19 protein-coding genes and 1 pseudogene are annotated in these 24,494 nt (G+C 70.9%); 8 read left to right on the plus strand and 12 right to left on the minus strand.

The window, feature by feature from the left end; genetic code table 11:
- Positions 1–12: 12 nt before the first annotated feature.
- Complete coding sequence (locus Vlu01_RS05600; RefSeq protein WP_203995020.1) at positions 13–1,416, minus strand: glycosyltransferase family 4 protein; 1,404 nt, start codon at positions 1,414–1,416, stop codon at positions 13–15.
- A gap of 366 nt (positions 1,417–1,782) precedes the next feature.
- On the opposite strand from Vlu01_RS05600, the gene glgX reads away from it, so the two are divergent.
- From glgX to treZ, 3 genes are read left to right on the plus strand one after another with little or no spacing between them, the layout of a single operon-like run.
- A complete protein-coding gene (glgX, locus tag Vlu01_RS05605) occupies positions 1,783–3,900 on the plus strand; it encodes a glycogen debranching protein GlgX (RefSeq protein WP_203995027.1) in 2,118 nt (705 codons plus the stop codon).
- Between the two features lies 1 nt (position 3,901).
- Positions 3,902–6,187 (plus strand): malto-oligosyltrehalose synthase, encoded by a 2,286-nt coding sequence (gene treY, locus Vlu01_RS05610; RefSeq protein ID WP_203995028.1) that lies wholly within the window; start codon positions 3,902–3,904, stop codon positions 6,185–6,187.
- A gap of 16 nt (positions 6,188–6,203) precedes the next feature.
- On the plus strand, positions 6,204–7,928 hold the full coding sequence (gene treZ, locus Vlu01_RS05615; protein WP_203995029.1) for a malto-oligosyltrehalose trehalohydrolase: 1,725 nt from the start codon (positions 6,204–6,206) through the stop codon (positions 7,926–7,928).
- Positions 7,929–7,974: 46 nt separating this feature from the next.
- Here the strand turns inward: treZ and Vlu01_RS05620 are convergent, their stop codons facing one another.
- The 5 genes from Vlu01_RS05620 to Vlu01_RS05640 form a co-directional block, all read right to left on the minus strand.
- The gene (locus tag Vlu01_RS05620) at positions 7,975–8,934 is read right to left on the minus strand and encodes a PDDEXK family nuclease (RefSeq protein WP_203995030.1); all 960 of its coding nucleotides are present in this window, start codon (positions 8,932–8,934) and stop codon (positions 7,975–7,977) included.
- 86 nt (positions 8,935–9,020) lie between these two features.
- On the minus strand, positions 9,021–9,506 hold the full coding sequence (locus Vlu01_RS05625) for a DUF6069 family protein (protein WP_203995032.1): 486 nt from the start codon (positions 9,504–9,506) through the stop codon (positions 9,021–9,023).
- A complete protein-coding gene (locus tag Vlu01_RS05630; protein ID WP_203995035.1) occupies positions 9,503–10,486 on the minus strand; it encodes an RNA polymerase subunit sigma-70 in 984 nt (327 codons plus the stop codon). The genes Vlu01_RS05625 and Vlu01_RS05630 overlap by 4 nt, the downstream gene beginning before the upstream one ends.
- 280 nt (positions 10,487–10,766) lie before the next feature.
- Positions 10,767–12,296 (minus strand): N-acetylmuramoyl-L-alanine amidase, encoded by a 1,530-nt coding sequence (locus Vlu01_RS27820; RefSeq protein ID WP_308440923.1) that lies wholly within the window; start codon positions 12,294–12,296, stop codon positions 10,767–10,769.
- A gap of 24 nt (positions 12,297–12,320) precedes the next feature.
- Positions 12,321–13,313, minus strand: coding sequence for an alpha/beta hydrolase (locus Vlu01_RS05640; protein WP_239095714.1), 993 nt, complete (start codon positions 13,311–13,313; stop codon positions 12,321–12,323).
- A 191-nt stretch (positions 13,314–13,504) separates the two neighbouring features.
- Between Vlu01_RS05640 and Vlu01_RS05645 the strand changes: the two genes are divergently transcribed.
- The 3 genes from Vlu01_RS05645 (at position 13,505) to Vlu01_RS05655 (ending at position 16,599) form a co-directional block, all read left to right on the plus strand.
- Positions 13,505–14,623, plus strand: a complete 1,119-nt coding sequence (locus Vlu01_RS05645) for a glycoside hydrolase family 183 protein (RefSeq protein ID WP_203995042.1) — start codon at positions 13,505–13,507, stop codon at positions 14,621–14,623.
- Between the two features lie 140 nt (positions 14,624–14,763).
- Positions 14,764–16,212, plus strand: a complete 1,449-nt coding sequence (gene argG, locus Vlu01_RS05650) for an argininosuccinate synthase (RefSeq protein ID WP_203995052.1) — start codon at positions 14,764–14,766, stop codon at positions 16,210–16,212.
- Positions 16,213–16,254: 42 nt separating this feature from the next.
- Complete coding sequence (locus Vlu01_RS05655; protein ID WP_203995055.1) at positions 16,255–16,599, plus strand: hypothetical protein; 345 nt, start codon at positions 16,255–16,257, stop codon at positions 16,597–16,599.
- A gap of 34 nt (positions 16,600–16,633) precedes the next feature.
- On the opposite strand, the gene Vlu01_RS05660 is transcribed toward Vlu01_RS05655, so the two are convergent.
- A complete protein-coding gene (locus tag Vlu01_RS05660; RefSeq protein ID WP_203995058.1) occupies positions 16,634–18,118 on the minus strand; it encodes a chymotrypsin family serine protease in 1,485 nt (494 codons plus the stop codon).
- Between the two features lie 266 nt (positions 18,119–18,384).
- Between Vlu01_RS05660 and Vlu01_RS05665 the strand changes: the two genes are divergently transcribed.
- Positions 18,385–19,677 carry a S8 family peptidase gene (locus Vlu01_RS05665; protein WP_239095715.1) on the plus strand — a complete coding sequence of 431 codons (1,293 nt, stop codon included), beginning with the start codon at positions 18,385–18,387 and terminating at the stop codon, positions 19,675–19,677.
- Positions 19,678–19,749: 72 nt separating this feature from the next.
- Here Vlu01_RS05665 and Vlu01_RS05670 read toward each other — a convergent pair whose 3' ends face one another.
- The 3 genes from Vlu01_RS05670 to Vlu01_RS05680 are packed head-to-tail and all read right to left on the minus strand — an operon-like array spanning position 19,750 to position 21,388.
- A complete protein-coding gene (locus tag Vlu01_RS05670; RefSeq protein ID WP_203995062.1) occupies positions 19,750–20,745 on the minus strand; it encodes an NAD(P)-dependent alcohol dehydrogenase in 996 nt (331 codons plus the stop codon).
- Positions 20,742–20,966 (minus strand): helix-turn-helix transcriptional regulator, encoded by a 225-nt coding sequence (locus tag Vlu01_RS05675; protein ID WP_203995064.1) that lies wholly within the window; start codon positions 20,964–20,966, stop codon positions 20,742–20,744. Before Vlu01_RS05675 ends, Vlu01_RS05670 begins: the two co-directional genes overlap by 4 nt.
- Positions 20,960–21,388: a hypothetical protein gene (locus Vlu01_RS05680; protein ID WP_203995066.1), complete on the minus strand. Its 429-nt coding sequence runs from the start codon at positions 21,386–21,388 to the stop codon at positions 20,960–20,962. Before Vlu01_RS05680 ends, Vlu01_RS05675 begins: the two co-directional genes overlap by 7 nt.
- Positions 21,389–21,508: 120 nt before the next feature.
- Here Vlu01_RS05680 and Vlu01_RS05685 point away from each other — a divergent pair.
- A pseudogene (locus Vlu01_RS05685) lies at positions 21,509–21,766 on the plus strand (serine hydrolase); the annotation flags it as partial.
- Between the two features lie 43 nt (positions 21,767–21,809).
- Here the strand turns inward: Vlu01_RS05685 and Vlu01_RS05690 are convergent.
- On the minus strand, positions 21,810–22,919 hold the full coding sequence (locus Vlu01_RS05690) for a hypothetical protein (RefSeq protein WP_203995070.1): 1,110 nt from the start codon (positions 22,917–22,919) through the stop codon (positions 21,810–21,812).
- 84 nt (positions 22,920–23,003) lie between these two features.
- Positions 23,004–24,482 (minus strand): glutamate-cysteine ligase family protein, encoded by a 1,479-nt coding sequence (locus Vlu01_RS05695; protein WP_203995072.1) that lies wholly within the window; start codon positions 24,480–24,482, stop codon positions 23,004–23,006.
- Positions 24,483–24,494 lie beyond the last annotated feature (12 nt).

Here is a 24,494-nt window from a genome sequence, read left to right on the forward strand (position 1 = left end):
GAGCGGAATCGGTCAGCGTAGGCCGGCGGCGGCGAGCAGGTTGCCCTCCGGGATCGCCGGCAACGCCCGCCCGTGCGCCATCTGCCGCGCCGCGTGTTCCGCCGCGAAGGTCGGTGCCTGGGCGATCGCCGCGGCGTACGCCGAGGCGGTGCGGCTGGCGATGGCGGCCCAGCCGTACTGCTCGTGCACCATGGCGCGGGCCCGGCGGGCCAACGCCCGGGCACGTTCGGCGTCGGAGAGCAGGGTGTGCACCGCGTCGGTCAGCGCCTCCGGATCGTGCGGCCGGAAGGTGACCCCGGTGACGCCCGGCTCGACGATCTCGGCGAGCCCGCCGGTCTCGGCGACCGCCAGCGGGGCACCGGCGGCGGCGCCCTCCAGGGCGACCATGCCGAACGGCTCGTAGATGCTGGGCACGGCGAAGCAGTCCGAGGCGGCCATCACCGCGGGCAGGTCGGTGCCGCCGAGGAAACCAGGCAGGCTGACCGTGTCGGTCAGGCCGAGCCGGTGCACGTCGGCCTCCAGTTCACCCCGGTACGGACCGTCGCCGACGATCACCGCACGCAGCCCCGGGTGCCGTTCCCGCAGCCGGGGCAGCCCGGCGATCAGGTGCTGCACACCCTTCTCGTAGACCAGCCGGCCGGCGAAGGTGACCAGCGGCCCGTCCCCGGCGAAGCGGGCGCGCGCCTTCGCCACGGCGGCTGCGGAAACCCGCCAGCGGTGCGGCTCCACCCCGTTGGGCACCACGTCGACCCGGCCGGTCGGCACGCCGAACAGGCCGGTCACCTCCTCGCGCATGTAGCCGGAGCAGACGATGACCCGGTTCGACTCGCCACCCAGCCAGTGTTCGACGCCGTGGATGGTGCGGTTCATCTCCTCGGGTAGCCAGCCTTGGTGTCGGCCGGCTTCGGTGGCGTGGATGGTGGTGATCAGGGGGAGGTCGAGGTGGTCGCGCAGGGTGATGGCGGTGTGGGCGACGAGCCAGTCGTGGGCGTGGATGACGTCGTAGGTGTGGGTGGCGGTGGCGCGTAGGGCGGTGCGGGTGAGGGTGTGGTTGAAGGCCATGGTCCAGGCGAGTAGGGATCCGGTGGCCAGGGGGAAGGTGACGGGGTCTTCGGCGGCGCGGACGATGCGTACGCCGTCGAGGTATTCCTCCAGGGGTGCGTTGTCGGCGTGGCGGGTGACGACGGTGACCTGGTGACCGGCGGCGGCCAGGGCCACCGACAGCGCGTGCACGTGCCGACCCAGGCCGCCGACGAGCACCGGCGGGTACTCCCACGACAGCATCAGGATGCGCTTTGCCGGCGACCCGGCGGTGGGGCCGGACAGCCCCGGGACCTGAGGGCGCGAGGTGAGCGTGGGGCGGTGGACGCGGTCCGGAGCGGTGGCGCTTCGCCCACCGACCCGCAGAGTGGTCACATCAGTCTCCGTCCGTGCAGGGAGGAACGCGCCGACGTCGGTGGCGGCGAGAGGGCAGGGTTGGGTTACGGACACGCGTGAACGCGCCGGTGGTGCGAGGATCGGATAGGCGCGCGGACAACACGCCCGCGAACAAGGAAACGTCATGACGGCCGATCCCGCATCTCGAAGAGGGCCGCAGTGACCGATGACACCGCAGGGTTCATCTCGGCTCAGTCGGGCGGATACCGGGCATTCATCCGATCGGATGGATTGACGGTGGACCGTGCGGGGCATTACCGCCGCGCGCATCACCGGGCCTCATCCGGACGGGTGCGCTGATGGTGCGGGCGGGCGCGCTCATGACACAGGGGCCGAAGGAGCGACATGCAGGTCTGGCCGGGCGAGCGGTACCCCCTCGGCGCCACCTACGACGGGATGGGCACCAACTTCGCGATCTTCTCCGAAGTGGCGGAGAAGATCGAACTCTGCCTCTTCGACGAGTGGGACACCGGCGCCGAACGCCGGATCGAGCTGCGGGAGGTCGACGCGTACGTCTGGCACGCCTACCTGCCGGGCATCGGGCCGGGCCAGCGGTACGGCTACCGGGTGCACGGCCCGTACGAACCGGCCAACGGGCTGCGCTGCAACCCGGCCAAGCTGCTCATCGACCCGTACGCCAAAGCCATCGACGGTGACGTGCGATGGGGCCCGGCGGTCTACGACTACACCCACGGCGACCCCGAGCGGATCAACACCGACGACTCGGCGCCGTTCATGCCGAAGTCGGTGGTGGTCAACCCGTACTTCGACTGGGGTAACGACGCCCCGCCCCGCATCCCCTACCACCACTCGGTCATCTACGAGGCCCACGTACGCGGGCTCACCATGCGGCTGCCCGGCATCCCCGAGGAACTGCGCGGCACGTACGCCGGCATCGCCTCACCCCCGATGATCGAGCACCTGACCCGACTCGGGATCACCGCCATCGAGCTGATGCCGGTGCACCAGTTCGTCAACGACCACCGCCTGGCCGACCTGGGCCTGCGCAACTACTGGGGCTACAACACCATCGGCTTCTTCGCCCCGCACCACGCGTACTCGGCGCTCGGTCACCTCGGCCAGCAGGTGCAGGAGTTCCGGGGCATGGTCAAGGCGCTGCACGCCGCCGGCATCGAGGTCATCCTCGACGTGGTCTACAACCACACCGCCGAGGGCAACCATCTCGGGCCGACGCTGAGCTTCAAGGGCGTCGACAACCCCAGCTACTACCGGCTCTCCGAGGAAGACCGGCGCTACTACGTCGACTACACCGGCACCGGCAACAGCCTCAACGTCCGCAGCCCCCACTCCCTGCAACTGATCATGGATTCGTTGCGGTACTGGGTGACCGAGATGCACGTCGACGGCTTCCGCTTCGACCTGGCCGCCACCCTGGCCCGCGAGTTCTACGACGTGGACCGCCTCTCCACCTTCTTCGAGGTGGTCCAGCAGGACCCGGTGGTCAGCCGGGTCAAGCTGATCGCCGAACCGTGGGACATCGGCCCCGGCGGCTACCAGGTCGGCAACTTCCCGCCGCAGTGGACCGAGTGGAACGGCAAGTACCGCGACACCGTACGCGACTTCTGGCGTGGTGAGCCGGCCACTCTCGCCGAGTTCGCCTCCCGCATCTCCGGCTCCGCCGACCTCTACCAGGACGACGGACGCCGCCCCTTCCACAGCATCAACTTCGTCACCTGCCACGACGGGTTCACCCTGACCGACCTGGTGTCGTACAACGACAAGCACAACGAGGCCAACGGCGAGGACAACCGCGACGGCGAGAGCCACAACCGCTCCTGGAACTGCGGCGTCGAGGGCGACACCGACGACCCCGGCGTACTCGGCCTGCGCGCGAAGCAGCGACGCAACTTCATCGCCACCCTGCTGCTGTCGCAGGGCGTACCGATGATCGGTCACGGCGACGAGTTGGGCCGCACCCAGCGCGGCAACAACAACGCCTACTGCCAGGACAGCGAACTCGCCTGGATCGACTGGGACACCATCGACACCGACCTGCTCGACTTCACCCGCCGGCTGGTCGCGTTCCGCCGCCGCCACCAGGTGTTCCAGCGTCGCCGCTTCTTCACCGGCCTGCCGGTGCACGGCCGCGGGGTCGACGAGCCGCTGCCCGACCTGGCCTGGTACACCCCGGACGGGCGGGAGATGACCGGTGACGACTGGGGCAACGACTTCGGCCGGTCGGTGGCGCTCTTCGTCAACGGCGAGGGCATCCGGGAACGCGGCCAGTACGGCCAGCGCCACGTCGACGACTCCTTCTGGCTCTGCTTCAACGCCCACGACGCGCCACTGGACTTCACCTGCCCGCCGGTCGAGTTCGGCCAACGCTGGGAACTGGTGATCAGCACCGCCGAACCGGACCAGGACAAGGGCACCACCGTGGAGGCCGGCGGCACGCTCTGCGTACCGGACCGGTCCCTGGTGGTGCTGGAGAGGGTGAGCTGACATGCCCGCGACCTCCGTCACCGCCACCTACCGGGTGCAGGTGCGCCCCGGCTTCGACCTGGACGCCACCGCCGGGATCGCCGGCTACCTCGCCGACCTCGGCGTCACCCACCTCTACAGCGCGCCGCTGCTGGCCGCCACCCCGGGCAGCGCCCACGGCTACGACGTGGTCGACCACCGGCAGGTCAACCCGGAACTCGGCGGAGAGGCCGGCCGGCAGCGACTGCTGCGGGCGCTGCGCGACGCCGGCCTCGGCCTGGTCGTGGACATCGTCCCCAACCACGCCGGGGTCGCCGTGCCGGCGGCCAACCCGGCCTGGTGGGACGTGCTGCGCCGGGGACGCGACTCGGCGTACGCGGACTGGTTCGACATCGACTGGCAGCGGGGGCGGCTGCTGCTGCCGGTGCTCGCCGAGGACCCCGACGCCCTCGACGACCTCAAGCTCGCCGACGGCGAGCTGCGCTACCACGAGCACCGCTTCCCGATCGCCGACGGCACCGGCGACGGCAGCGCCCGCGAGGTGCACGACCGGCAGCACTACCAGCTGGTCTCGTGGCGACGCGGCGACGCCGAGCTGACGTACCGCCGGTTCTTCGCCGTCTCCGACCTGGCCGGCCTGCGGGTGGAGGACCCGGCGGTCTTCGCCGCCACCCACGAGCTGATCCTGGCCTGGGCGGCGGCCGGCGAGGTCGACGGCATCCGGGTCGACCACCCCGACGGGCTGCGCGACCCGGCCGGCTACCTGACCCGGCTGCGGGAAACCGCCGGCGACGTCTGGCTGGTCGTGGAGAAGATCCTGGAGTACGGCGAGGAGTTGCCGGCCTGGCCGGTCGACGGCACCACCGGCTACGACGCGCTGAGCGCCGTCGGTGGGCTCTTCGTCGACGGCGACGCCGAAGCCGACTTCACCGCACTGGACACCCGGCTCGTCGGCCGGGCCACCTCCTGGGCCGACCTGACCCACGACACGAAACTCGGCGCCGCCACCCGACTGCTGGCCGCCGAACTGACCCGGCTCGCCGCGCTCGCCCCCGACGTCGAACCCGAGGCCGCCCGCGCCGCCCTGGCCGAACTCGCCGCCGCCTTCGCCGTCTACCGGGGCTACCCGCCGGAGGGGGCGCGGCACCTGGCCAACGCCCGCGCCGAGGCCGGCCGCCGCCGCACCGACCTGACCGGTGCGCTGGACGCGATCACCCGCCGGCTGCGCGACCCCGACGACGAGCTGGCCCGTCGCTTCCCGCAGTTCACCGGCGCGGTGATGGCCAAGGGCGTCGAGGACACCGCCTACTACCGGTGGAGCCGGTTCATCGCGCTCAACGAGGTCGGCGGCAGCCCTGCCCACTTCGGCACCCTGCCCGGCCGGTTCCACCGCTTCGCCGCCGCCCGCCACCAGCGCTGGCCGGCGAGCATGACCACCCTGTCGACCCACGACACCAAACGCGGCGAGGACGTCCGGGCCCGCCTCGCCGTCCTGGCCGAACTGCCGCAGCGCTGGGCCGAGCTGGTCACCGGCTGGATGGCGGCGGTGCCGCTGCCCGACGCCGCCCTGGCCCACCTGCTCTGGCAGACCGCCGTCGGCGCCTGGCCCGTCGAGCGCGAGCGGCTGCACGCGTACGCGGAGAAAGCGGCCCGGGAGGCGGCGGCCTCGACCAGTTGGACGGACCCCGACCCGGCCTTCGAACGGGCCATGCACGCCCTGGTCGACGCCATGTACGACGACCCGGCGGTCGCTCCGGAGCTGGCCGCCTTCGCCGCCGAGATCACCCCGCCCGGCTGGTCGAACTCGCTCGGGCAGAAACTCGTGCAACTGGCCATGCCCGGGGTGCCCGACACCTACCAGGGCACCGAGCTGTGGGACAACTCCCTGGTCGACCCGGACAATCGCCGCCCGGTCGACTTCGGCGTACGCCGGGAACTGCTGGCCCGGATCGATGCCGGCTGGCAGCCGGCGGTGGACGACACCGGCGCGGCGAAGCTGCTCGTGGTGTCCCGCACCCTGCGCGCCCGCCGCGACCGCCCGGAGCTGTTCGGCCACTACCAGCCGGTCATCGTGCACGGCCCGGCCGCCCGGCACGCCGTCGCCTTCGACCGGGGCGGCGCGGTCGCCGTGGCCACCCGGCTGCCGCTGCGCCTGGCCGTGGCCGGCGGCTGGCGCGACACCACCCTGTCACTACCCGTTAACGAGATGTCGTGCCTGTTCACCGGTCGGGTCTACAGTGGCTCTCAGGTCCGTCTGGCTGATCTGTTGACCACCTATCCCGTCGCGCTGCTGGTGCCCACCACCTGACCCGGGAGGCTGCGTCATGACCGAGTTCACCGTCTGGGCACCCGAGGCGAAACGGGTCCGGCTGCACCTGCCCGACGCCGCCGACCACGAGATGCGACCCGGCCGGGACGGCTGGTGGCGGATCGAGGTGCCCGACGCCGGCCCCGACTACGCCTTCCTGCTCGACGACGACGCCCAGCCGCTGCCCGACCCTCGCTCCCGGTGGCAGCCGTTTGGCGTGCACGGCGTCAGCCGGCGCTACGACCACGCGGCCTTCACCTGGACCGACGGCTCCTGGACCGGCCGGCAACTGCCCGGCAGCATCCTCTACGAGCTGCACGTCGGCACCTTCACCCCGGAAGGCACCTTCGACGCGGCCATCGGCAAACTCGACCACCTGGTCGACCTGGGCGTCGACCTGATCGAACTGCTGCCGGTCAACGCGTTCAACGGCGAACACAACTGGGGTTACGACGGCGTCTGCTGGTACGCCCCGCACGAACCCTACGGCGGACCCGACGGCCTGAAACGCTTCGTGGACGCCGCCCACGCTCGCGGCCTGGGGGTGATCCTCGACGTCGTCTACAACCATTTCGGGCCCTCCGGGGCCTACGCGCCGAAGTTCGCGCCCTATGTGGGGGAGCGGCACACCCCCTGGGGTCAGGCCGTCAACCTGGACGGCCCGCACTCCGACGGGGTACGCCGCTTCATCATCGACAGCGTCCTGGAGTGGCTGCGCGACTACCACGTCGACGGCCTGCGCCTGGACGCCGTGCACGCCATGCCCGACACCCGCGCGGTGCACCTGCTGGAGGAGCTGACCGTCGAGGTCGAGTCGCTCTCCACCCACCTGGGCCGCCCGCTGTCGCTGATCGCCGAGTCTGACCTCAACGATCCCCGGCTCGTCACCCCTCGGGAGGCCGGCGGCTTCGGCCTGCACGCCCAGTGGAACGACGACGCCCACCACGCCCTGCACACCCTGCTGACCGGGGAACGGCAGGGCTACTACGGCGACTTCGGCACTATGGAATGCCTGGTCGAGGTGCTGCGCGGCGGGTTCTTCCACACCGGCACCTGGTCCAGCTTCCGGCAGCGCCAGCACGGCCGCCCGGTCGACCCGCGTACCCCCGGCCACCGCTTCGTCGCGTACCTGCAGAACCACGACCAGATCGGCAACCGCGCGGTGGGTGATCGCCTCGCGGCCACGCTGTCGCCTGGGCTGTTGCGGGTGGGGGCGGTGCTGCTGCTGACGGCACCCTTCACACCGATGCTGTTCATGGGGGAGGAGTGGGCCGCCGCTACACCCTGGCAGTACTTCACCTCGCACCCGGAGCCGGAGCTGGCCGCCGCCGTGGTCACTGGCCGCCGCGAGGAGTTCGCCACGCACGGCTGGTCTGACTCTGCGGTGCCTGATCCCCAGGACCGGCAGACGTTCGTCCGCTCCCGGTTGGACTGGGCCGAGCTGGACAAACCCGAACACCGCGAGATGTACGACTTCCACCGCCGGTTGATCGCGCTGCGCAAGTCGCGGCCGGAGCTGTCGGATCCGCACCTGTTCGCCGTCGAGGTGCGCCACGGCGACCGGTTCCTGGTGATGCGGCGCGGTGGGTGCCTGGTCGCGGCCAACCTGGCGGACAAGCCACAGCGGGTGACGCTGCCGGGGGTGGCCCGGCGGGTGCTGCTCGCCACGGGTGAGGGCGTCACCGTCCAACGCGACCGCATCGAGCTACCAGCCGAGACGGCGGCGATCGTGGCGCTCTGAGGGGTTCACCCCCGGCTCGTGCTACCCATGCTCGGCGGGCCGGGCTCTATCGTGCCGGTCGCCAGCCGGCGGCGATCAGGGCCCGGCGGACCGTGTCGGCGACCTGGTCGGGGTGGGCGCGGACCAGCCAGGCGGGGAAGCGGAGGATCCGGTCGCCGGTGGTCCAGACATCGTTCTGCCGCTGCATGTCGGCCGCCCACTGGCGTACGTCCATGTGGTGCGCTCCGTCGACCTCCACGTGCACCCGCCACGCTCGCCAGTACGCGTCCAGCCAGCGGGTACGTCCGGCGGTGTCGGTCCGTTGTTGCTGCAGGTCAGGCGCGGGTAGGCCGGCGCGGCGGCAGAGCCGGACGAAGTCGATCTCACTGAGCGCCTGGGCGCCACCGGCGATGTCGTCAATGGTCTGCCGGATCAGTCGTCGTCGGGGTGCCCGGGGCAGGATCTGGAGTGCGGCAGCCACCTCTTCGGGCAGCACCCGTCGCTGTTGGCAACCGGAGGCGAGCACCTGCTGTGCCTCGCGTATTGTCGGCGCCCAACCCGCCGCGTCGACGAGGGCTCGTGCGGTGGTGGTCCGAGGTGGCCGGCCGACCTGAAGGTGCTCCTGCGGCAGCACCGACGTGCGATGTACCACCACGGCGGCCATGTCGATCGGCAACCGACGCAGGGTGCCACGGTCGGCCCGCCGCGTCGCAGGCACGAGTACGTGCAGTGGCTCGTGGCGTAGCCCGCAGACCCCGGCCTCGGTGGCCGCCGTGGCACCCGCGAGCACCGTACCGGGGCCACTGGCGAGGACCGCGACCCACAATTGTTGATCCCGAGTGAGTCGGCCGTTACCGGTGAGCAGCAGTCCACGGCCGATCGAGCGCCATCGACCCGAGCGCACCATGCCACGGACCGCGCCCTTGGTCAGCACGGAGTGGGCCTGCGCGGCGGTGAGCACGCCTGCCTGCTCGAAGGCCAGCCACTGAAGGGCGTCGGCGCCTTCGTCGGGAATCTCGGCCAGCATCAGGACACCCTGGCCGACCCGCTGCCGCAGGAGCCATCAAATCTTGGACAGTTTCCGTTAGCTGGTAACGGAAACTGTCCAAGATTTCATGACGAAGGCGGCTGCGTCAGCGTAGAGGAGGCGAGGCTGGCGGAGCGGAGACTGCGGATCAGGGTGGGGATCATCACCGCCGCAGGGATGAGGTGAAGGCCGAGCAGGGCGATGGTGGTGGCAGGGTTTGCTCCGACGAGGACGGGCGGGAGCAACGAGATCGCGGTCAGCGCGACCGCCGTCCACCCGAATCGCTCGGCGGGGCGAGTGCTCCAGCGCAGCAGCGCACCGGCAATGACGACACCCACGACCGAGAAGAAGCCGGTCACCACGGCGAACCCGCCCAACGGGATCGACCCGCCACCATCGACCTCGAAGGTGACGCCGACGGCCATGATGAGCGCGGCGGTGCCGGTGGTGGCCGCCATCGCGGAAAGCGTGGCGACGAAGCCGGTGCCGGCGAGCCGGCGGAAGGGGTGGGCACGGGTGGTTCGGCTCGATGCCGGGCCGGCGATGACGCGGGTGTCGTCGGTGTTGTTCATGCCGTGCCCTCCGCTGACAGGCGCTCCGGCAGCCCGAGGTGCGGAAACCGGTCGGCGTGGAAGGTGATGATCTCGGTGATCGCCCCGCCGGAAATGCGCAGGACGTCGATCGTCAACGGCAGGTACGCGCCCGCCGGCTCCCGCCGGTGGTAGAAGGCGACGGCGGGCTGCCGGTTCACGGCGGTGGGCACGGCACCCAGGCCCGTCATGCCCGCGAAGCCGTCCTCGACCCAGTTGTTCACCACCGCATCCCGACCGACCTGCAGGCCCGGCGTGGGAGGCATCGAGCAGCGGACGTCATCGCGCAGCAGTCTGGCGAGCCGGTCGATGTCCGTGGCCACGCTGGCCTCGGTGTAACGGCGTACCAGCTCGCGCGTTCCGGCGTCCTCCTCGCCGCTGGTCCAGTCCTGCCGCTCGGCGGGCAGGTGCTCCCGCATGCCGGCGCGAGCCCGCTGTAGCGCGCTGTTCACCGAATTGACGGAGTCCCCGAGCAGTTCCGCGACATTCCTCGCCGGCCAGCCGAGCACGTCGCGCAGGATCAGCACGGCCCGGGGGCGCGGCGCGAGATGCTGGACCGCGACCAGGTACGCCAGCTCGATCGTCTCCCGTGCGACGGCGACGGCCTCCGGCCCGTCCGCGGTGCTGGCGCGCAGCTCGTCGAGCAGCCGGTCCGGGTAGGGCTGCAGCCACCGCACCTCGCCACCGGTCGCCGGCTCCGGGCGGCACCTGGCGAGAAAGTCCAGGCAGGCGTTCGTGGCGATCCGGTACAGCCAGGCTCGGAACGTCGATCGCCCCCCGTACGTCTCCCGTCGCCGCCAGGCGCGCAGAAACGTCTCCTGCACGGTGTCCTCGGCATCCTCGAACGAGCCGAGCATCCGGTAGCAGTGCACGTGCAGTTCCCGCCGGTGCCGCTGCGCCAGCCCGGCGAACGCCGACTCGTCCACCTCGCCCAGCTCCGCCAGCCGCGTGTCCACACCCATCACGTCTTCCTTCCCGCCTCGTGGCGTCCGTCCCAGGTATGACGGCCTTGGCCCCCACAACTCATCACCCGCGCTGCCACGATCCCTCCGGCAACGTCTCCGAACGGACCGGCCACCCTCTCTCGCCGATCATGCAGTCATGGCGCCAGGAATGAGAACAATCTTCCGATTTGCTCGGCGCCACAACTGCATGATCGGCGAAGGGGTGGTCGCGCGGCACCCCGTAGGTCCCGGGAGGATGCCGGCGAGGCGCTTCGGGACCGCTCGTCGCGCCACCGGCTCAGAAGGAGCCGCCCCAGTTGTCGCTGTCGAGGACACCGGTGTCGTCGTTGAAGTAGCGGTGGGCCAGGGTGCCGTTGGTGGTGCGGTAGAAGACGTGGTGCTGGCCGGGGGTGGACAGGCCCATCGGGTCGCCGGTGACGACGCCGACGGCGCCCCAGTTGTCGGTGCCGGGGCTGATGCCGGGCCACCAGTACCAGTGGGCCAGGTCGCCGTTCGCGCGGCGGGCGAAGATGTGCTGCTGGTCGCGGTGGACGAAGGCGTGCGGGTTGCCGACGAAGCTCCCGCCGGCCCAGACTCCGCCGTTGAGGGTGCCGGACGGGTCGTCGAAGAAGCGGTGTTGCAGGTTGCCCTCGGTGTTGCGGTAGAAGATGTGGTGCTGGTTGCCGGCGTACGAGAAACCGGTGATGTCGGAGGCGATGCCGGCAGTGATGCCCCAGTTGTCGGTGCTGGGATTGATGCCGGGCCACCAGTACCAGTGGAGCAGGCCGCCGGTGGCGGTCCGGCCGAAGACGTGGTGCTGGTCGCGGTGGACGAAGGCGTACGGATTTCCGACGAACGCGCCGCCCGGCCAGAGCCCGCCGGCGAGTTGCCGGTTACCGGTGTCGTAGTAGCGGTGTTCCAGGTTGCCGTCCGGGTTGCGGAAGAACACGTGCTGCTGGTTGCCGTAGGGAAACCCGGTCGGGTCCGACATCACCCGGCCGGTGGTGTTCCAGCTGTCCAGACCCGCTGCGGCGGTGCCGCCCTGGAACCAGTGGCGCAGCGTGTTGTCGGTGCCGCGGGCGAAGATGTGTTGCAGGCCGTCGTGGACGTAGCCGACCGTCCGACCGGTGAGCGTCGCGCCGCCCCAGTCGGGCCGGACGATGTCGGTCGACGGTGACCAGGACAGGTTGGTCAACGTCCCGCCGGTGTTGACCATGGCGACGTGCTGCTGGTCCCCGTACAGGTAGGCGGGCCCGGCCACGCCGACACCGCCGCCGGCCAGCATCCGGGCGACGTCGGCGCGCATCGCGTCGAGGTCGATGAACGACGGGTCGATCTTGCCGCCGGTGCTGGTCTCCCGGTGGCCCCGGGCGTAGCTGGCGTCGCGGCCGAGCCGGCGGAGCACGGCGGCGGTGGCCTTCACCGAGTTGGTGTACTGCGCGGTGTTCATGTGCTGGTCGGTGGCCTGGTCTCCGCCGTAGTCGATCTCCCAGCCGACCAGCATGGTGTTGCCGTCGCCAGCCGGGATCGGCCCGCTGGCGCGGGCGGCGCCGGCGTGGTTGCAGCGGCCGGCGGAGATGACGTGGAAGACACCGTGGTAGTCCACCAACGCCTGGCAGAGCGGTCCCCGCAGGTCGGAGCGGCCGTTGATGCAGATGTTCAACGCCGGGTGCGGGTTGGTCGGGCTGGAGAAGGCCGCCGTGTGGTGCCAGAGCACGCCGATCGGGTTGAACGAGCCGGACACGGCGCGGTTGCGCCAGTCGCCGTGCTCGACAACGGGAATGCCTTCGGCGCGCAGCACGTCGGCGAGCCACGGGATGGTGGCCATCGCAACCTCCGTCGGGGTGGGTGGTCAGCCGGCCGGCCGGAGGCGGGCGAGCATCCCGGTGAGGTCCTGGGCGAACAGGTCGTGCCGGAAGAAGTGCCCGCCGGGCACCTCACGCCATTCGTGCGGGATGCCGGCCCGGCCGAGCGCGGCACGGAACTCCCGCTGGCCCGCCAGGACCTGTGTCTCGTTGACGGTGTCGAACCAGTTGACCGGGTCGGGTGAGGTGCCGGCGACCAGGAAGACCCGCTTGTGGTGGAAGCTCGGGACGCGTTGGACGGGGTTGTCGGCGCTGACCCGGGCCTCGTCCCACAACGGCGCGCCGTAGACCGTGCCACCGCCGAGTTCGACCGCGGCCGAGCTGAGGTTCGCCCAGTGCACCACGAGGCCGAAGTCGCGGCGCAGGCTCGCCGGTCCGGAGTGGGAGCTGACCGAGCAGAAGTGGCCGTAGTACTTGGCGGCGTACTTGAGTGCGCCGAAGCCGCCCATCGAGAAGCCGGCGACCGCCCGACCGTCGTACTCGGCGAAGGTGCGGAAGTTGGCGTCGATCCAGGGCAGCAGCTGGGCCATGTGGAAGGTCTCCCAGTCGCGGGGACCGACCAGGCTGTTCACCGGGTTGCTGTACCAGCCGGTCGAGGCGTCCGGCATGACCACGATGAGTTGACGCCCGGCGGTCAGATTGACGATGTTCTCCCGCAGGTGGAAGTGCCGGAAGTCCTGCGCGCCGCCGTGCAGCAGGTAGAGCACGGGGTAGCGCCGGCCGCTGGTGTGGTAGCCGTCGGGCAGCAGCACGTTCACGCCCGGGTTCCAGCCGATCGCGTCGGTGGCGAAGCGGTAGTACTGGAGCCGGCCCTGGTTTTCGTTGCGGTCGACGATGCGCAGCCCGTGCCCGTTGGCGGCGGCGTGGGCGACGGTCGGGGTGGCGAGCCCGCCACCGAGGACCCCGGCGGCCGCGGCGGTCACCGAACCGGCCAGCAACCGACGCCGGCTGATCGAAGCAGAGGTGGGGACGTCGGTCACGGCTGCCTCCTTCGTCCCGGCTGGCCGGGGCACGTCGTGCAGAAAGTGAAGCGAACTCATTAGCCCGAGTCAATGGCTTTCATTTACCTCCGTCATTGTGGAGAATCTCTCCACCATGGCTCCCGTTCACCCGCCGGGCAGGGCCGGTGGCGCGCGTGGGACCGCCGGACGCGGAGTCGGAGAGGACAGTCATGAACATGCGTCGTCGTACCCTGATCGGTCGGCTCGCCGCAGCCGGCGCCGCCGGGATGCTCGGGTCCGCCCTGGCCGCGCCGGGTCCGGCCCAGGCCGCCGCCTGGCGTAAGCGACTCACCGGGGCCGACCTGGACACCAACCGGCGCTGGCAGGTGGCCGGCACCGACCTGGGCATCCCGTACGTGCTGGAGAACGGATCGATCGGATATCTCTTCGGCGACACCTTCAACACACCGTGGCCGGAGGGCCCGCCGCTGCCCAACGACTGGCGGTCGCCGGTGATGCTGCGCTCCAACATCCATCCGGGGGCGCCGGGCGGAGTGGTCTTCGACAGCGCGGCCCGGGTGGCTGGCAACGGTCGGGCGCCCGAGCTGATGCACAACGGGCACCACGGCATTGGCATCGACGGGTTGCCGGAGGTCACCGTCATCCCGAACGACGGGATCAGCTTCCCGGAGACCGGGCGGCAGTTGATCTCGTACATGAGCATCGAGAACTGGAACTCCGCCGGACCGGCCGGGCCGGACTGGAAGTCGCGGTACGCCGGCCTGGCCTACTCCGACAACGGCAACGACTTCGTGCGTACGCCGCTGAAATGGTGGAACACCGCCGACAACAAGGACCCGTTCCAGATGTGGACGATGCAACGTGACGGCGAGTACGTCTACGTCTTCTCGGTGCGCTCGGGCCGGCAGCACGGGCCGATGATGTTGCGCCGGGTCCGGTGGGACCGGCTCTTCTACCCCGAGTCCTACGAGGGATGGGGCTGGAATGGCGCCAACTGGGGCTGGGGTCGACCGTGCACTCCGATCCTCACCGGCCGTTTCGGGGAGCCCTCAGTGCGTCGTCTCGCCGACGGGACCTGGGTGATGTCGTACCTGAACTGCGCGACCGGCTGCATCGTCACCCGGACCGCCACCGGACCGGACCGGGTCTGGACGGCGGAGAAGATCCAGGTCACCAGCTGGCAGGAGCCGGGGTTGTACGGCGGCTTCGTGCATCCGTGGTCCAGCCGGGCCGCCAACGACCTGCACCTGCTGGTCTCGAAGTGGACCCGGACCCCGGACGGCCGCAGCACCGCCTACCACGTGAGCCAGTTCGCCGGCTCCGTCTGACCGGTGCCCTCCGTGCTCGATCCGGCACGAGCGGCGGGTGTGTTGTTAGCAGGGGACCCTTCCTGTGCAGCAGGCGTTAACAAGGGGCCCTTCCTTGCACCGAGTTGCATGGGTATGCGGCTTGGTGCATACTCTTCCTTGTGTCCAAGGTTCTGACCTCCCTGCCCACCGGTGAACGTGTCGGCATCGCCTTCTCCGGTGGCCTCGATACCTCCGTCGCGGTCGCGTGGATGCGCGACAAGGGCGCCATTCCGTGCGCCTACACCGCCGACATCGGCCAGTACGACGAGCCCGACATCGCCTCGGTGCCCGATCGGGCGCTGCGCTACGGCGCCGAGGTCGCCCGTCTGGTCGACTGCCGCGCGGCCCTGGTGGAGGAGGGCCTGGCCGCGCTGACCTGCGGCGCCTTCCACATCCGCTCCGGCGGTCGGGCGTACTTCAACACCACGCCGCTGGGCCGGGCCGTCACCGGGACCCTGCTGGTACGGGCGATGATCTCCGACGACGTGCAGATCTGGGGCGACGGCTCGACCTTCAAGGGCAACGACATCGAGCGGTTCTACCGCTACGGCCTGCTGGCCAACCCGCAGCTGCGCATCTACAAGCCGTGGCTCGACACCGACTTCGTCAGTGACCTCGGTGGCCGCAGGGAGATGTCGGAGTGGCTGCTGGCGCGGAACCTGCCGTACCGGGACAGCACCGAGAAGGCGTACTCCACCGACGCCAACATCTGGGGGGCCACCCACGAGGCGAAGACCCTCGAACACCTCGACACCGGCATCGAGACGGTCAATCCGATCATGGGGGTCCGGTTCTGGGACCCGGCGGTGGAGATTCCCACCGAGGACGTGTCGATCGGCTTCGACCAGGGTCGGCCGGTGACCATCAACGGCAAGGAGTTCGGCAGCGCGGTCGACCTGGTGCTGGAGGCCAACGCCATCGGCGGCCGGCACGGCCTGGGCATGTCCGACCAGATCGAGAACCGGATCATCGAGGCGAAGAGCCGGGGCATCTACGAGGCGCCCGGCATGGCGCTGTTGCACGCCGCGTACGAGCGGCTGGTCAACGCCATCCACAACGAGGACACCCTGGCCAACTACCACAACGAGGGTCGCCGGCTGGGCCGGCTGATGTACGAGGGGCGTTGGCTCGACCCGCAGGCGCTGATGCTGCGCGAGTCGCTGCAACGCTGGGTCGGCACCGCGGTGACCGGAGAGGTCACGCTGCGGCTGCGCCGGGGTGAGGACTACTCCATCCTGGACACCACCGGGCCGGCCTTCAGCTACCACCCCGACAAGCTGTCGATGGAGCGTACGACCGACTCGGCCTTCGGTCCGGCGGACCGCATCGGTCAGCTCACCATGCGCAACCTCGACATCGCCGACTCCCGCGCCAAGCTGGAGCAGTACGCGCATCTGGGCATGGTCGGCGGTGCCCCGCAGCGGGTCGTCGGCGCCGCGCAGGCGGCCTCGACCGGGCTGATCGGCGCGATGCCGGAGGGCGGCGCGGAGGCCATCGCCTCCCGGGGTGTCCCGTCGGCGGAGGACGAGGCGCTCGACCGCGCCGCGATGGAGTTCGGCGTCGACTGACCGGGGTCGGTGCACCGAACAGCGGTCAATACACTGATCGGCATGAGTGGCATCGTGGGTTCGGGTCGGTCCGTGCCCGTCGGTACCTGGCTCGGGGTCGCCGCCGCCGTCGGCGTCGCGGTGGCCGCCTGGGCGGGCTACTGGTGGCTGGCCGTGCCCCGCTACGACCTCTGCGCGGCGGTGCTGCCCGCCCCGGCGGGTTGCCGGAGCGCCGACCGGGTGCCCGCCGCGACCCTCTGGACGGTGATCGTCATGGCGCTCCTGCTGGCCACGGCCGCCCTCGCCGTCGTCCGCCCGGGCGGACGACGGTGGCCAATCGCGGTGGCGCTGGCCGTGCTGGCCGTCACGGCGCTGTGGGGCTTCCGGACAGTGCTCTACGCCTACTGACGGGCCGGCGGCACACCGCCGCCGGCCCGCAGCGTCAGCAGCTGTAGACCGAGACGCAGACCCGGATGTCGTACGGGTAGAAGTCGGCCTGCATCATCGGCCACGACGAGATGATGCCGATCGGCTGACCGTTGACCGTGCCGGAGCCCCAGTTCAGCCCGACGAACGTGACGTCGTTGGCCAGCGGGCTGTTGGTGAGCTGGAAGACCGGGCCGCCGGAGTCGCCCGGCTGCGACGTGTACGTACCGAAGTACTGGCAGTTCTGGGCGATGTTCGGCATGTCCTGGATGTTGGCGATCCGCACGCAACTGCCGGTGATCGTGCCGGTGGTCATGCCGGAGGTGCGCCCGACCGCGCGGATCGCGCCGCTGGGCGTGCCGGTGGCGGTGATGCGGTACTTGTCGGAGCCGTTCCACTCGATGGTGCCGGCGCTGGCGGGCCGGGCGATCCAGCCTCGCGCCGTGCCGGTGTAGTCGCCGTCGAACGCCCCGAACGCCGCGTCGCTGAGCCGGCACTGGTAGCCGGACGGGCAGGCCAGCGCCGAGGAGCCGTACGGGTCCCCGGTGTAGAGGGACGGGTCGAGCACCTCGTAACCGATCCGGTTGGCGGTGTTCCACAGCGCACCCCAGGGGATGCTGGGCTGCCAGTGGTAGACGTAGTCGGTCTGGGCGTAGTCGGTCGAGCAGTGCGAGTTGGTCAGGTAGCCGGGCAGCTGCGGATTGGTGTTGACCAGGCGGGCGGTGACCCCCAGGGTGCACTGGCCGGTGTGGAAGATGGTGCCGATCGGCCCGACCACGGGAATGGCGTACGAGATCTGCTGGCCGCCGGTCACCGGCCGGTGGTCGTCGCGCAGCGAGCGGCCGAAGGTGGCCTCGACGATGTTCAGCGCGTCACGCGGGATGCCGGCCTTCGCGGCGTGCCGGACGACGGCGGCCCGCGCCGCCGGGCCGCTGACGCCGACGGTGACGCTGTTGTGGCGCTCATCGGCGTCGGTGAAGGTCGCCGACCCGGTTGCGAACAGTTCGTCCATCGCGTTCTGCCACTGCTTGAGCTGCGCGAAGGCGTACGTGACCTCGACCGTGCGCACGGTCGTGTCGCCCCTGGTGAGCGCCTTCGCGCCGGCGTTGAGGGCCACCGCTTCGGCCGGTTGCCGGCGCAGCGCGGCCTGTACGTCGTCGGCCACCTTCGCCGCCCGGGTGCCGGTGGCGGCGACCGCGATCGTGGTCACCGGCCCGGTCGGGCTGTCGTCCTGCCAGATGCCGGCGAAGCCGGTGATCCCGCTGGTGGCCCGCAGGAGCTGCTCGTCCTCGTCACCGGCCAGCTTCGGCGCGGCGGCCCGGTCGACGCTGGCCAGGGCCTGCTGTGCGCTGGTGCGGCTCTCGGCGTCCGCGACCAGGGCGTCCGCCGGCACCTCGGCGGTGTCGCTGGCACCGGCTGCCTGGGTCTGCGCGGTGAAGACTGCGGCGGCCAGCACGGCGGAGGCGATTGACACGCGGACGATTCGTCGTCCCAGCTGCATTGATGATCCTCCCCATTCCACTGTGGTCGGAAGTGGCGGATCCTATCAAAGTTTGCCGATCTCCTTGGCGGGGAGCGAGTGATCGTCATCATCCCGTCGGGGTCGGTGGGCCGGGTTGCCGACGGATAGTATCGGTTTCGATCGATGGCCCCGTCGACGTGCGGGACAGCGGGGACCGCCACGGGGGTCGGTCGGAAGGGCAGCAGATGCGCTTACCGCAGGTCAATTCGCACAGGCAGCACATCTCACGCCGGATCGCCGCGACGATGCTGGCAGGTGCGGTCGCGACGGGGTCGCTGGTCGGGGCCGGCGCACCGGCGGCGGCGACGGAATCCGCCACGATCGTCGGAGCCGGTGCGTCGAGCGCGTTGCCGGGCAGCTACATCGTGGTGCTGAAGGACAGCGTCGTGCTCAAGGACAGCGGCGTGTTGGCGCGCGACGGTCGACTACCGGGCGGTGCCATGTCCGCATCGGCGCGTCGAGCCGCCGGAGACGCGGTGGAGCGGACGGCGCGGACCCTGGTCGACCGGCACGGCGGGACGATCGGGTACCGCTACGCGGCCGCTCTGCGTGGCTTCACCATCCAGGCCAGCGAGGCGGCGGCCCGGCGGATCGCCGCCGAGCCGTCCGTGGCCTTCGTCGAGCAGAACCGCCGGGTGCGGCTGGCCGACACCACGCCGCTGACTGCGCCGCTCGCCGCGCCGTTGGGCACGCAGCCGAACCCGCCGTCGTGGGGGCTCGACCGGGTCGATCAGCGCAACCTGCCGCTGGACAACTCGTTCAGCTACCCCTCCTCGGCCGGCCAGGGTGTGCACGCCTACGTCATCGATTCCGGCATCCGCCTCACCCACCAGGACTTCAGCGGCCGGATCCTCAACGGCATCGACGTGATCGACGGCGGGACCGCCGACGACTGCTACGGGCACGGCAGCCACGTTGCCGGCACGCTCGGCGGCGAGACCCACGGGGTGGCCAAGGAGGTCACTCTGGTCGCGGTGCGGGTGTGGGCGTGTGACGCCACCGGTGACATCGCCGCGACCACCCAGGCCATCGACTGGGTCACCGCCAACGCGCAGCAGCCGGCGGTGGCCAACATGAGCTTCGGTCGGTCCACCTCGCTGAGCCCCGGTGCCTACGAGGCCGCCACGATCGGTTTGATCAACTCGGGGGTGACCGTGGTCGCCTCGGCCGGCAACGACGCCGGCGACGCCTGCTCGAAGACGCCCGCCTTCATTCCGGCGGTGCTGACCGTCGGTTCGACCTGGTCGGACGACGGCGCCGCCTGGCTGAGCAACCACGGCCCGTGCGTGGACCTGTTCGCTCCCGGGCAGAGCATCGTCTCCGCCAGTCACAGCAGCGACACCGCCGTGACGACGCGGACCGGCACGTCGATGGCCGCGCCGCACGTGGCCGGTGCCGCCGCGCTGATTCTCGCCGAGAACCCGACCTGGACCCCCGCCCAGGTGCACGCCCAGGTGCTGGCCGACGCGACCCCGGGCGTGGTCACCGAGACCCGACCCGACACCACCGGGCGCATGCTCTACGTGCCCTCCTCCTGAGCCCGGTTCGGTCCCGCCCGTTGGAGGCGGGCGGGACCGTCCGGGTCTGATTCGACCCACCGGGCCGTCGGATCACCGGTCGTGCGAGTCGACGGTGATGACGATCTTGCCGGCGGGGTGGCCGTCGGTGAAGTGGCGCAGCGCGTCGGCCGTCTCCGCGAGCGGATAGCTGCGGTCGATCGGCGGGGTGAGCGCGCCGGACCCGACCAGGTCGCCCAACGTGTCGAGATCCTCGGTGCGCTCCTGGGCACTGACGGAACGCAGCCGATGGCCGACGACCGTCGACAACAGCGGCGCCCCGAAGATCTGCCGGCCGTACCCGCCGAGCAACGCCCCACCCCTGGTCCAGTCGCCACCGACCAGTGCCAGCGTCCCGCGCGAGGTCAGCGCACGTCGCAGCAGCGACAACGGGCGGTTGCCGCCGGTGTCGATGACCACGTCGTACACCGGGCCGTCCCGGTCGACCTCCTCACGGGTGTAGTCGAGCACGTCATCCGCACCGAGGGAGCGGACGAAGTCGATCGCCGCGGGGGAGCAGACACCGGTGACGGTCGCCCCGTACGCCTTGGCGACCTGGACGGCCTGGGACCCGACCCCGCCCGCCGCGCCGATGACCAGCACCCGGTGACCGGGACGCACCCGGCCGGTGTCACGGACCGCGCGCAGGGCCGTCATCCCGGAGACCGGCACGGCGGCGGCCTGCGCGAAGGTCAGGTTCGCCGGCTTACGCGCCAGCCGCCGTTCGTGGGTGGCGGTGAACTCGGCGTACGACCCCCTTAGCGAGGTGCCGTACACCTCGTCGCCGGGGCGGAAGCGGGTGACCCGGGCACCGACCTCGGCCACCACGCCGGCCACGTCGCGGCCGAGTACCGGCACCCGGGGCCGGCGCAGTCCGGCGGCGAGCCGTACCAGGTAGGGACGCCCGGCAAGGAAGATCAACACTCCCGGGTCGACACCGGCGGCATGGACCCGCACCAGCACCTCGTGGTCGCCGACGGCGGGGCGGTCGATGTCCCGGAGCCGGAGCGCGGACGGCGGGCCGTAGTGGTCGTACACGATCGCCTTCACGATTCCTCCTCGGGGTACTGGAACACGTCGTCGAGTCGTACGCCGAGCACGTTGGCGATCCGGAAGGCCATCTCCAGCGAGGGGGAGTAGCGGCCCTGCTCGATCGCGATCACGGTCTGTCGGGTCACGCCGAGCCGCTCGGCCAGCTCTGCCTGGGTCATCTCGTCGCGGGCGAACCGCAGCGCCCGGATGGTGTTCGTGACGCGGGTCGGCTTCACCACTGCGGCACGCCCCGCCGATAGACGATCACCTTCGCCAGTGAACCGATCACCGCGGACAGCACGAAGCAGAGGTAGATCACGTTGGCGATCCAGAACCAGTGCCACTGCGCCAGGGCCATCAGCATCGCCGACACCGCCCCGATCCCCACGAACGCCTGCCCGACGTGGTCGCCGAGCCGGCCGATCTCCCGGTCGCGGTCGTCGCTGACCCGCGAGGCGCGGGGGTTCGCGACGCCCATCGCGATCTCGACGACGATGCTGGCGGCGATGGCGCCGCCGATCGTCCAGAGCAGAGCGGCGGCGTACGGCGTGGAGGTCAGCCGCCCGTCGTCGACCCGGCTCAGAACCACGGTCACGTAGACGGCGTAGGCGACCGCGCTGACCACCAGCATGATCCAGGCCCGCTTCTCCTGGTGTGTCATCACCCGGCTCCTCGATGTAAAGAATCATTGACACGACCAGAGTAAGGATTTTTTGACACCGTGTCTAGAAAGTTTTACATCTCCGCTCTGGACGCCCTCTGGGCGGGGGACCGGGCCGTGCTGGTCGACTGGCTCAAGCGCAACACCACCGGCGACACGACGATCCGGGCCGGAGCGCCGGACGGCTGGGAGGTGGGTGACAAGACCGGCACGGCCGATTACGGGACGCGCAACGACATCACGGTCGTCTGGCCGCCGGATCGGGCGCCGATCGTGTTGGCCGTGCTCTCCAGCCGGGACCGGCCCGACGCCGACAGCGACGACGCCCTGCTCGCCCGGGCCGCCGAACTCACCCTCGACGCGTTGCGCCGGGGCTGACCGCCGGCCACCGGGTCGACCGGTGGTCGGCTCCGGATGCTCGTCAGCGGGTCGACGCGGTGGCGGGACCGGTCAGGTCGAAGCTCGCGGTGACCGGGGCGGGCCCGACCCGCACCGGCCGCGCCCCGGCCACCTCCGCCGCGTTGGGGAACCAGCGACTCGGCGCGTACGCGCAGTCGCAGCGCAGCAGCACCCGCTGCCCAGGCAGCAGCCGCAGGGTGTAGTCGGCACCCACGTCGACCGTCCCCACCACGTCACCGGTGCGCGCGTGGAAGGCGATCACCTGGGAGTAGTTGGGCAGTTCGGCGACGGCGATGGTCCCGCTGACCACGCTGCCCGCTACCAGTCTCTGGTCGGCGGTGACGGTGGCGCCGGCCCGGACCCGTACGGTGCGGGCCTGCGTGCGGTCGGTCGTCCCGCCGGACCACTGGCTGGCCAGCCCGTAGCCGGTGAAGTACAACGGCCAGTGGTACGGCCCGAGGCCGTTGAGCGTGTAGCGGCCGTCGTCGTCGGTCATCGGGCCGTGGTCGCCGTACTTCGGATGCGGGACGACCGGCAGCGGCAGCACGTATCCGGCGGAGACCGGAGTGCCGTCCGCCGCGCGGGTGACCCGGCCGGTGACCGTGCCCGGCGGGTCGAACCGGACCGTCGGGGCGGTGACCGTCCGGCCCGGCCGGACCTGGATGGTCACCCCGTGCTCCCGCTGCCCGGTGCCGCCGTGCCGACCGACCCACTGCAGGCCGTGCCGCAGCTTGTCGTAGGGGCGAGCCAACAGACGGTAGCGGCCGGGTGGCACGTCGGCAGCGACCAGGGCCCCGCCGTCGACGCCGGTGCAGCCGGCGTGTCGACCGGCCTGTTCCTCGCCGAGGCTCACGATGGTGAGCCGGTCGCGGTCGACCGGGACCAGGGACACGCAGCCCCGCGCGGCGGCGCCGGTGGCCGCGTCCCGCAGGGTGGTTTGCACCTGGCCGAGGGAGGTGGCGGTGGTTCGCCCGGCCGCCGTCGGTCGGTGGGACCCGGTGGCGAACGTGGACGCGACCGCCGGGGCGGCGTCGGGCCGCGCGAGCCCAGGGCTCGCTGCGGCGGGCAGCGGCAGGCTGACGGCGAGTAGAGCGACGGTGAGTGGGACGGCGAGACGTGGTGACCGCGGCATCAGCGGGTCCTCTCCCCCTGGCGGACGAAACTCACTCACGGTAACGGCCGTGACGGCGCGGTCACCCGTAGTGTCGGGAGGTGGTCAGGGGATCGGCCACTCGTGGACCGGTCGGTTGCTGTGCATCAGCTCCACGTAGTGTCGGACCACCTCGCGGAGGGCGTCCGGGCGCTCCAACTGGTCGGTCGACTCCAACCGGTGCAGGGTCGCCACCTGCCAACTGGCGCCGTTGCGGCCGGTGAGGCAGCGCTGCTCGATGATGCCGAGCAGCCGGTCTCGCTCGTCCGGCTCGACACCCCAACGGTCCAGACCATGGTGGGCCAGGGGCAGCAGGCGGCGCAGCACCAACTCGGTCACCGGCAGATAGCCCAGACCGGGCCAGAAGACCTGGGCGTCGATGCCGTGTCGGGCGCAGGTGTTGAAATTCTCCTCGGCGGCACTGAACGACATCTGTGACCACAGTGGCCGGTCGGCCTCGGCGAGCGCCCGGACCAGCCCGAAGTAGAACGCTCCGTTGGCTACGGTGTCCAGCACGGTCGGGCCGGCCGGCAGGACCCGGTTCTCCACCCGCAGGTGCGGCCGACCCCGCAGCACGTCGTAGACCGGCCGGTTCCACCGGTAGACGGTGCCGTTGTGCAGCCGCAACTCGGCCAGGTTCGGTACGCCGCCGGCAGCGAGCGTCTCGGACGGGTCCTCCGGATCACAGACCGGCAGCAACGCCGGGAAGAACCGAACGTTCTCCTCGAACAGGTCGAACACGGAGGTGATCCAGCGTTCCCCGAACCAGACCCGGGGGCGTACGCCCTGGGTTTTGATCTCCTCCGCCCGGGTGTCGGTGGCCTGCTGGAACAGTGGAACCCGGGTCTCGCGCCACAGCTCACGGCCGAAGAACAGCGGAGAGTTCGCGCCGAGCGCCACCTGGACTCCGGCGATGGCCTGGGCGGCGTTCCAGTAGTCGGCGAACTGGCCGGGGCTGACCTGAAGGTGGAACTGGGTGCTGGTGCACGCCGCCTCCGGCGTGATCGTGTCAGCGGTGACCGCCAGCCGTTCCACTCCGTTGATGGCGATCCGCAGGTCCTCGCCGCGAGCCGCGAAGATCTGCTCGTTGAGCAGCGCGTACCGCGGATTGGCCGACAGGGTGGCGGCGGTCAGGTGCTCCGGCCGCACGGTGGGCAGGATGCCGATCATCACCAGGTGCGCGCCGACCGTGCGAGCCTGCCGGTCGGCCGCGTTCAGGCTGGCGCGTACGTGTTCCTCGAACTCGGCGGTGCCGGTGCCGGCCAGTCGCCGTGGTGCGACGTTGATCTCGACGTTGAACTGGCCCAGCTCCGTCTGGAAGCTCGGGTCGGCCACCGCGCGTAACACGTCCGAGTTGCGCATCGCCGGCATCGATTCGGCGTCGACCAGGTTGAGCTCGATCTCCAACCCGGTCATCGGCCGGTCGACGTCGAACCGGGACTCGCGCAGCATCTCGGCGAAGACGTCGAGACAGCGGCGCACCTTGTCCCGGTAGCGAACTCGATCCTGGCGGCTGAAGGTCTGTACGCCGACTTCTTCGCCCATTGGTCACCACCC

The organism is Micromonospora lutea (assembly GCF_016863535.1).
GTDB classification, from domain to species: domain Bacteria; phylum Actinomycetota; class Actinomycetes; order Mycobacteriales; family Micromonosporaceae; genus Micromonospora; species Micromonospora lutea.

What these genes read in the sequence shown, in the direction of transcription:
- glgX (WP_203995027.1), top strand. Translation starts at nt 1,783, where the DNA reads ATGCAGGTCTGGCCGGGCGAGCGGTACCCCCTCGGCGCCACCTACGAC.
- treY (WP_203995028.1), top strand. Translation starts at nt 3,902, where the DNA reads ATGCCCGCGACCTCCGTCACCGCCACCTACCGGGTGCAGGTGCGCCCC.
- treZ (WP_203995029.1), top strand. Translation starts at nt 6,204, where the DNA reads ATGACCGAGTTCACCGTCTGGGCACCCGAGGCGAAACGGGTCCGGCTG.
- Vlu01_RS05620 (WP_203995030.1), bottom strand. Translation starts at nt 8,934, where the DNA reads ATGCTGGCCGAGATTCCCGACGAAGGCGCCGACGCCCTTCAGTGGCTG.
- Vlu01_RS05625 (WP_203995032.1), bottom strand. Translation starts at nt 9,506, where the DNA reads ATGAACAACACCGACGACACCCGCGTCATCGCCGGCCCGGCATCGAGC.
- Vlu01_RS05630 (WP_203995035.1), bottom strand. Translation starts at nt 10,486, where the DNA reads ATGGGTGTGGACACGCGGCTGGCGGAGCTGGGCGAGGTGGACGAGTCG.
- Vlu01_RS27820 (WP_308440923.1), bottom strand. Translation starts at nt 12,296, where the DNA reads ATGGCCACCATCCCGTGGCTCGCCGACGTGCTGCGCGCCGAAGGCATT.
- Vlu01_RS05645 (WP_203995042.1), top strand. Translation starts at nt 13,505, where the DNA reads ATGAACATGCGTCGTCGTACCCTGATCGGTCGGCTCGCCGCAGCCGGC.
- Vlu01_RS05655 (WP_203995055.1), top strand. Translation starts at nt 16,255, where the DNA reads ATGAGTGGCATCGTGGGTTCGGGTCGGTCCGTGCCCGTCGGTACCTGG.
- Vlu01_RS05660 (WP_203995058.1), bottom strand. Translation starts at nt 18,118, where the DNA reads ATGCAGCTGGGACGACGAATCGTCCGCGTGTCAATCGCCTCCGCCGTG.
- Vlu01_RS05665 (WP_239095715.1), top strand. Translation starts at nt 18,385, where the DNA reads ATGCTGGCAGGTGCGGTCGCGACGGGGTCGCTGGTCGGGGCCGGCGCA.
- Vlu01_RS05680 (WP_203995066.1), bottom strand. Translation starts at nt 21,388, where the DNA reads ATGACACACCAGGAGAAGCGGGCCTGGATCATGCTGGTGGTCAGCGCG.
- Vlu01_RS05690 (WP_203995070.1), bottom strand. Translation starts at nt 22,919, where the DNA reads ATGCCGCGGTCACCACGTCTCGCCGTCCCACTCACCGTCGCTCTACTC.
- Vlu01_RS05695 (WP_203995072.1), bottom strand. Translation starts at nt 24,482, where the DNA reads ATGGGCGAAGAAGTCGGCGTACAGACCTTCAGCCGCCAGGATCGAGTT.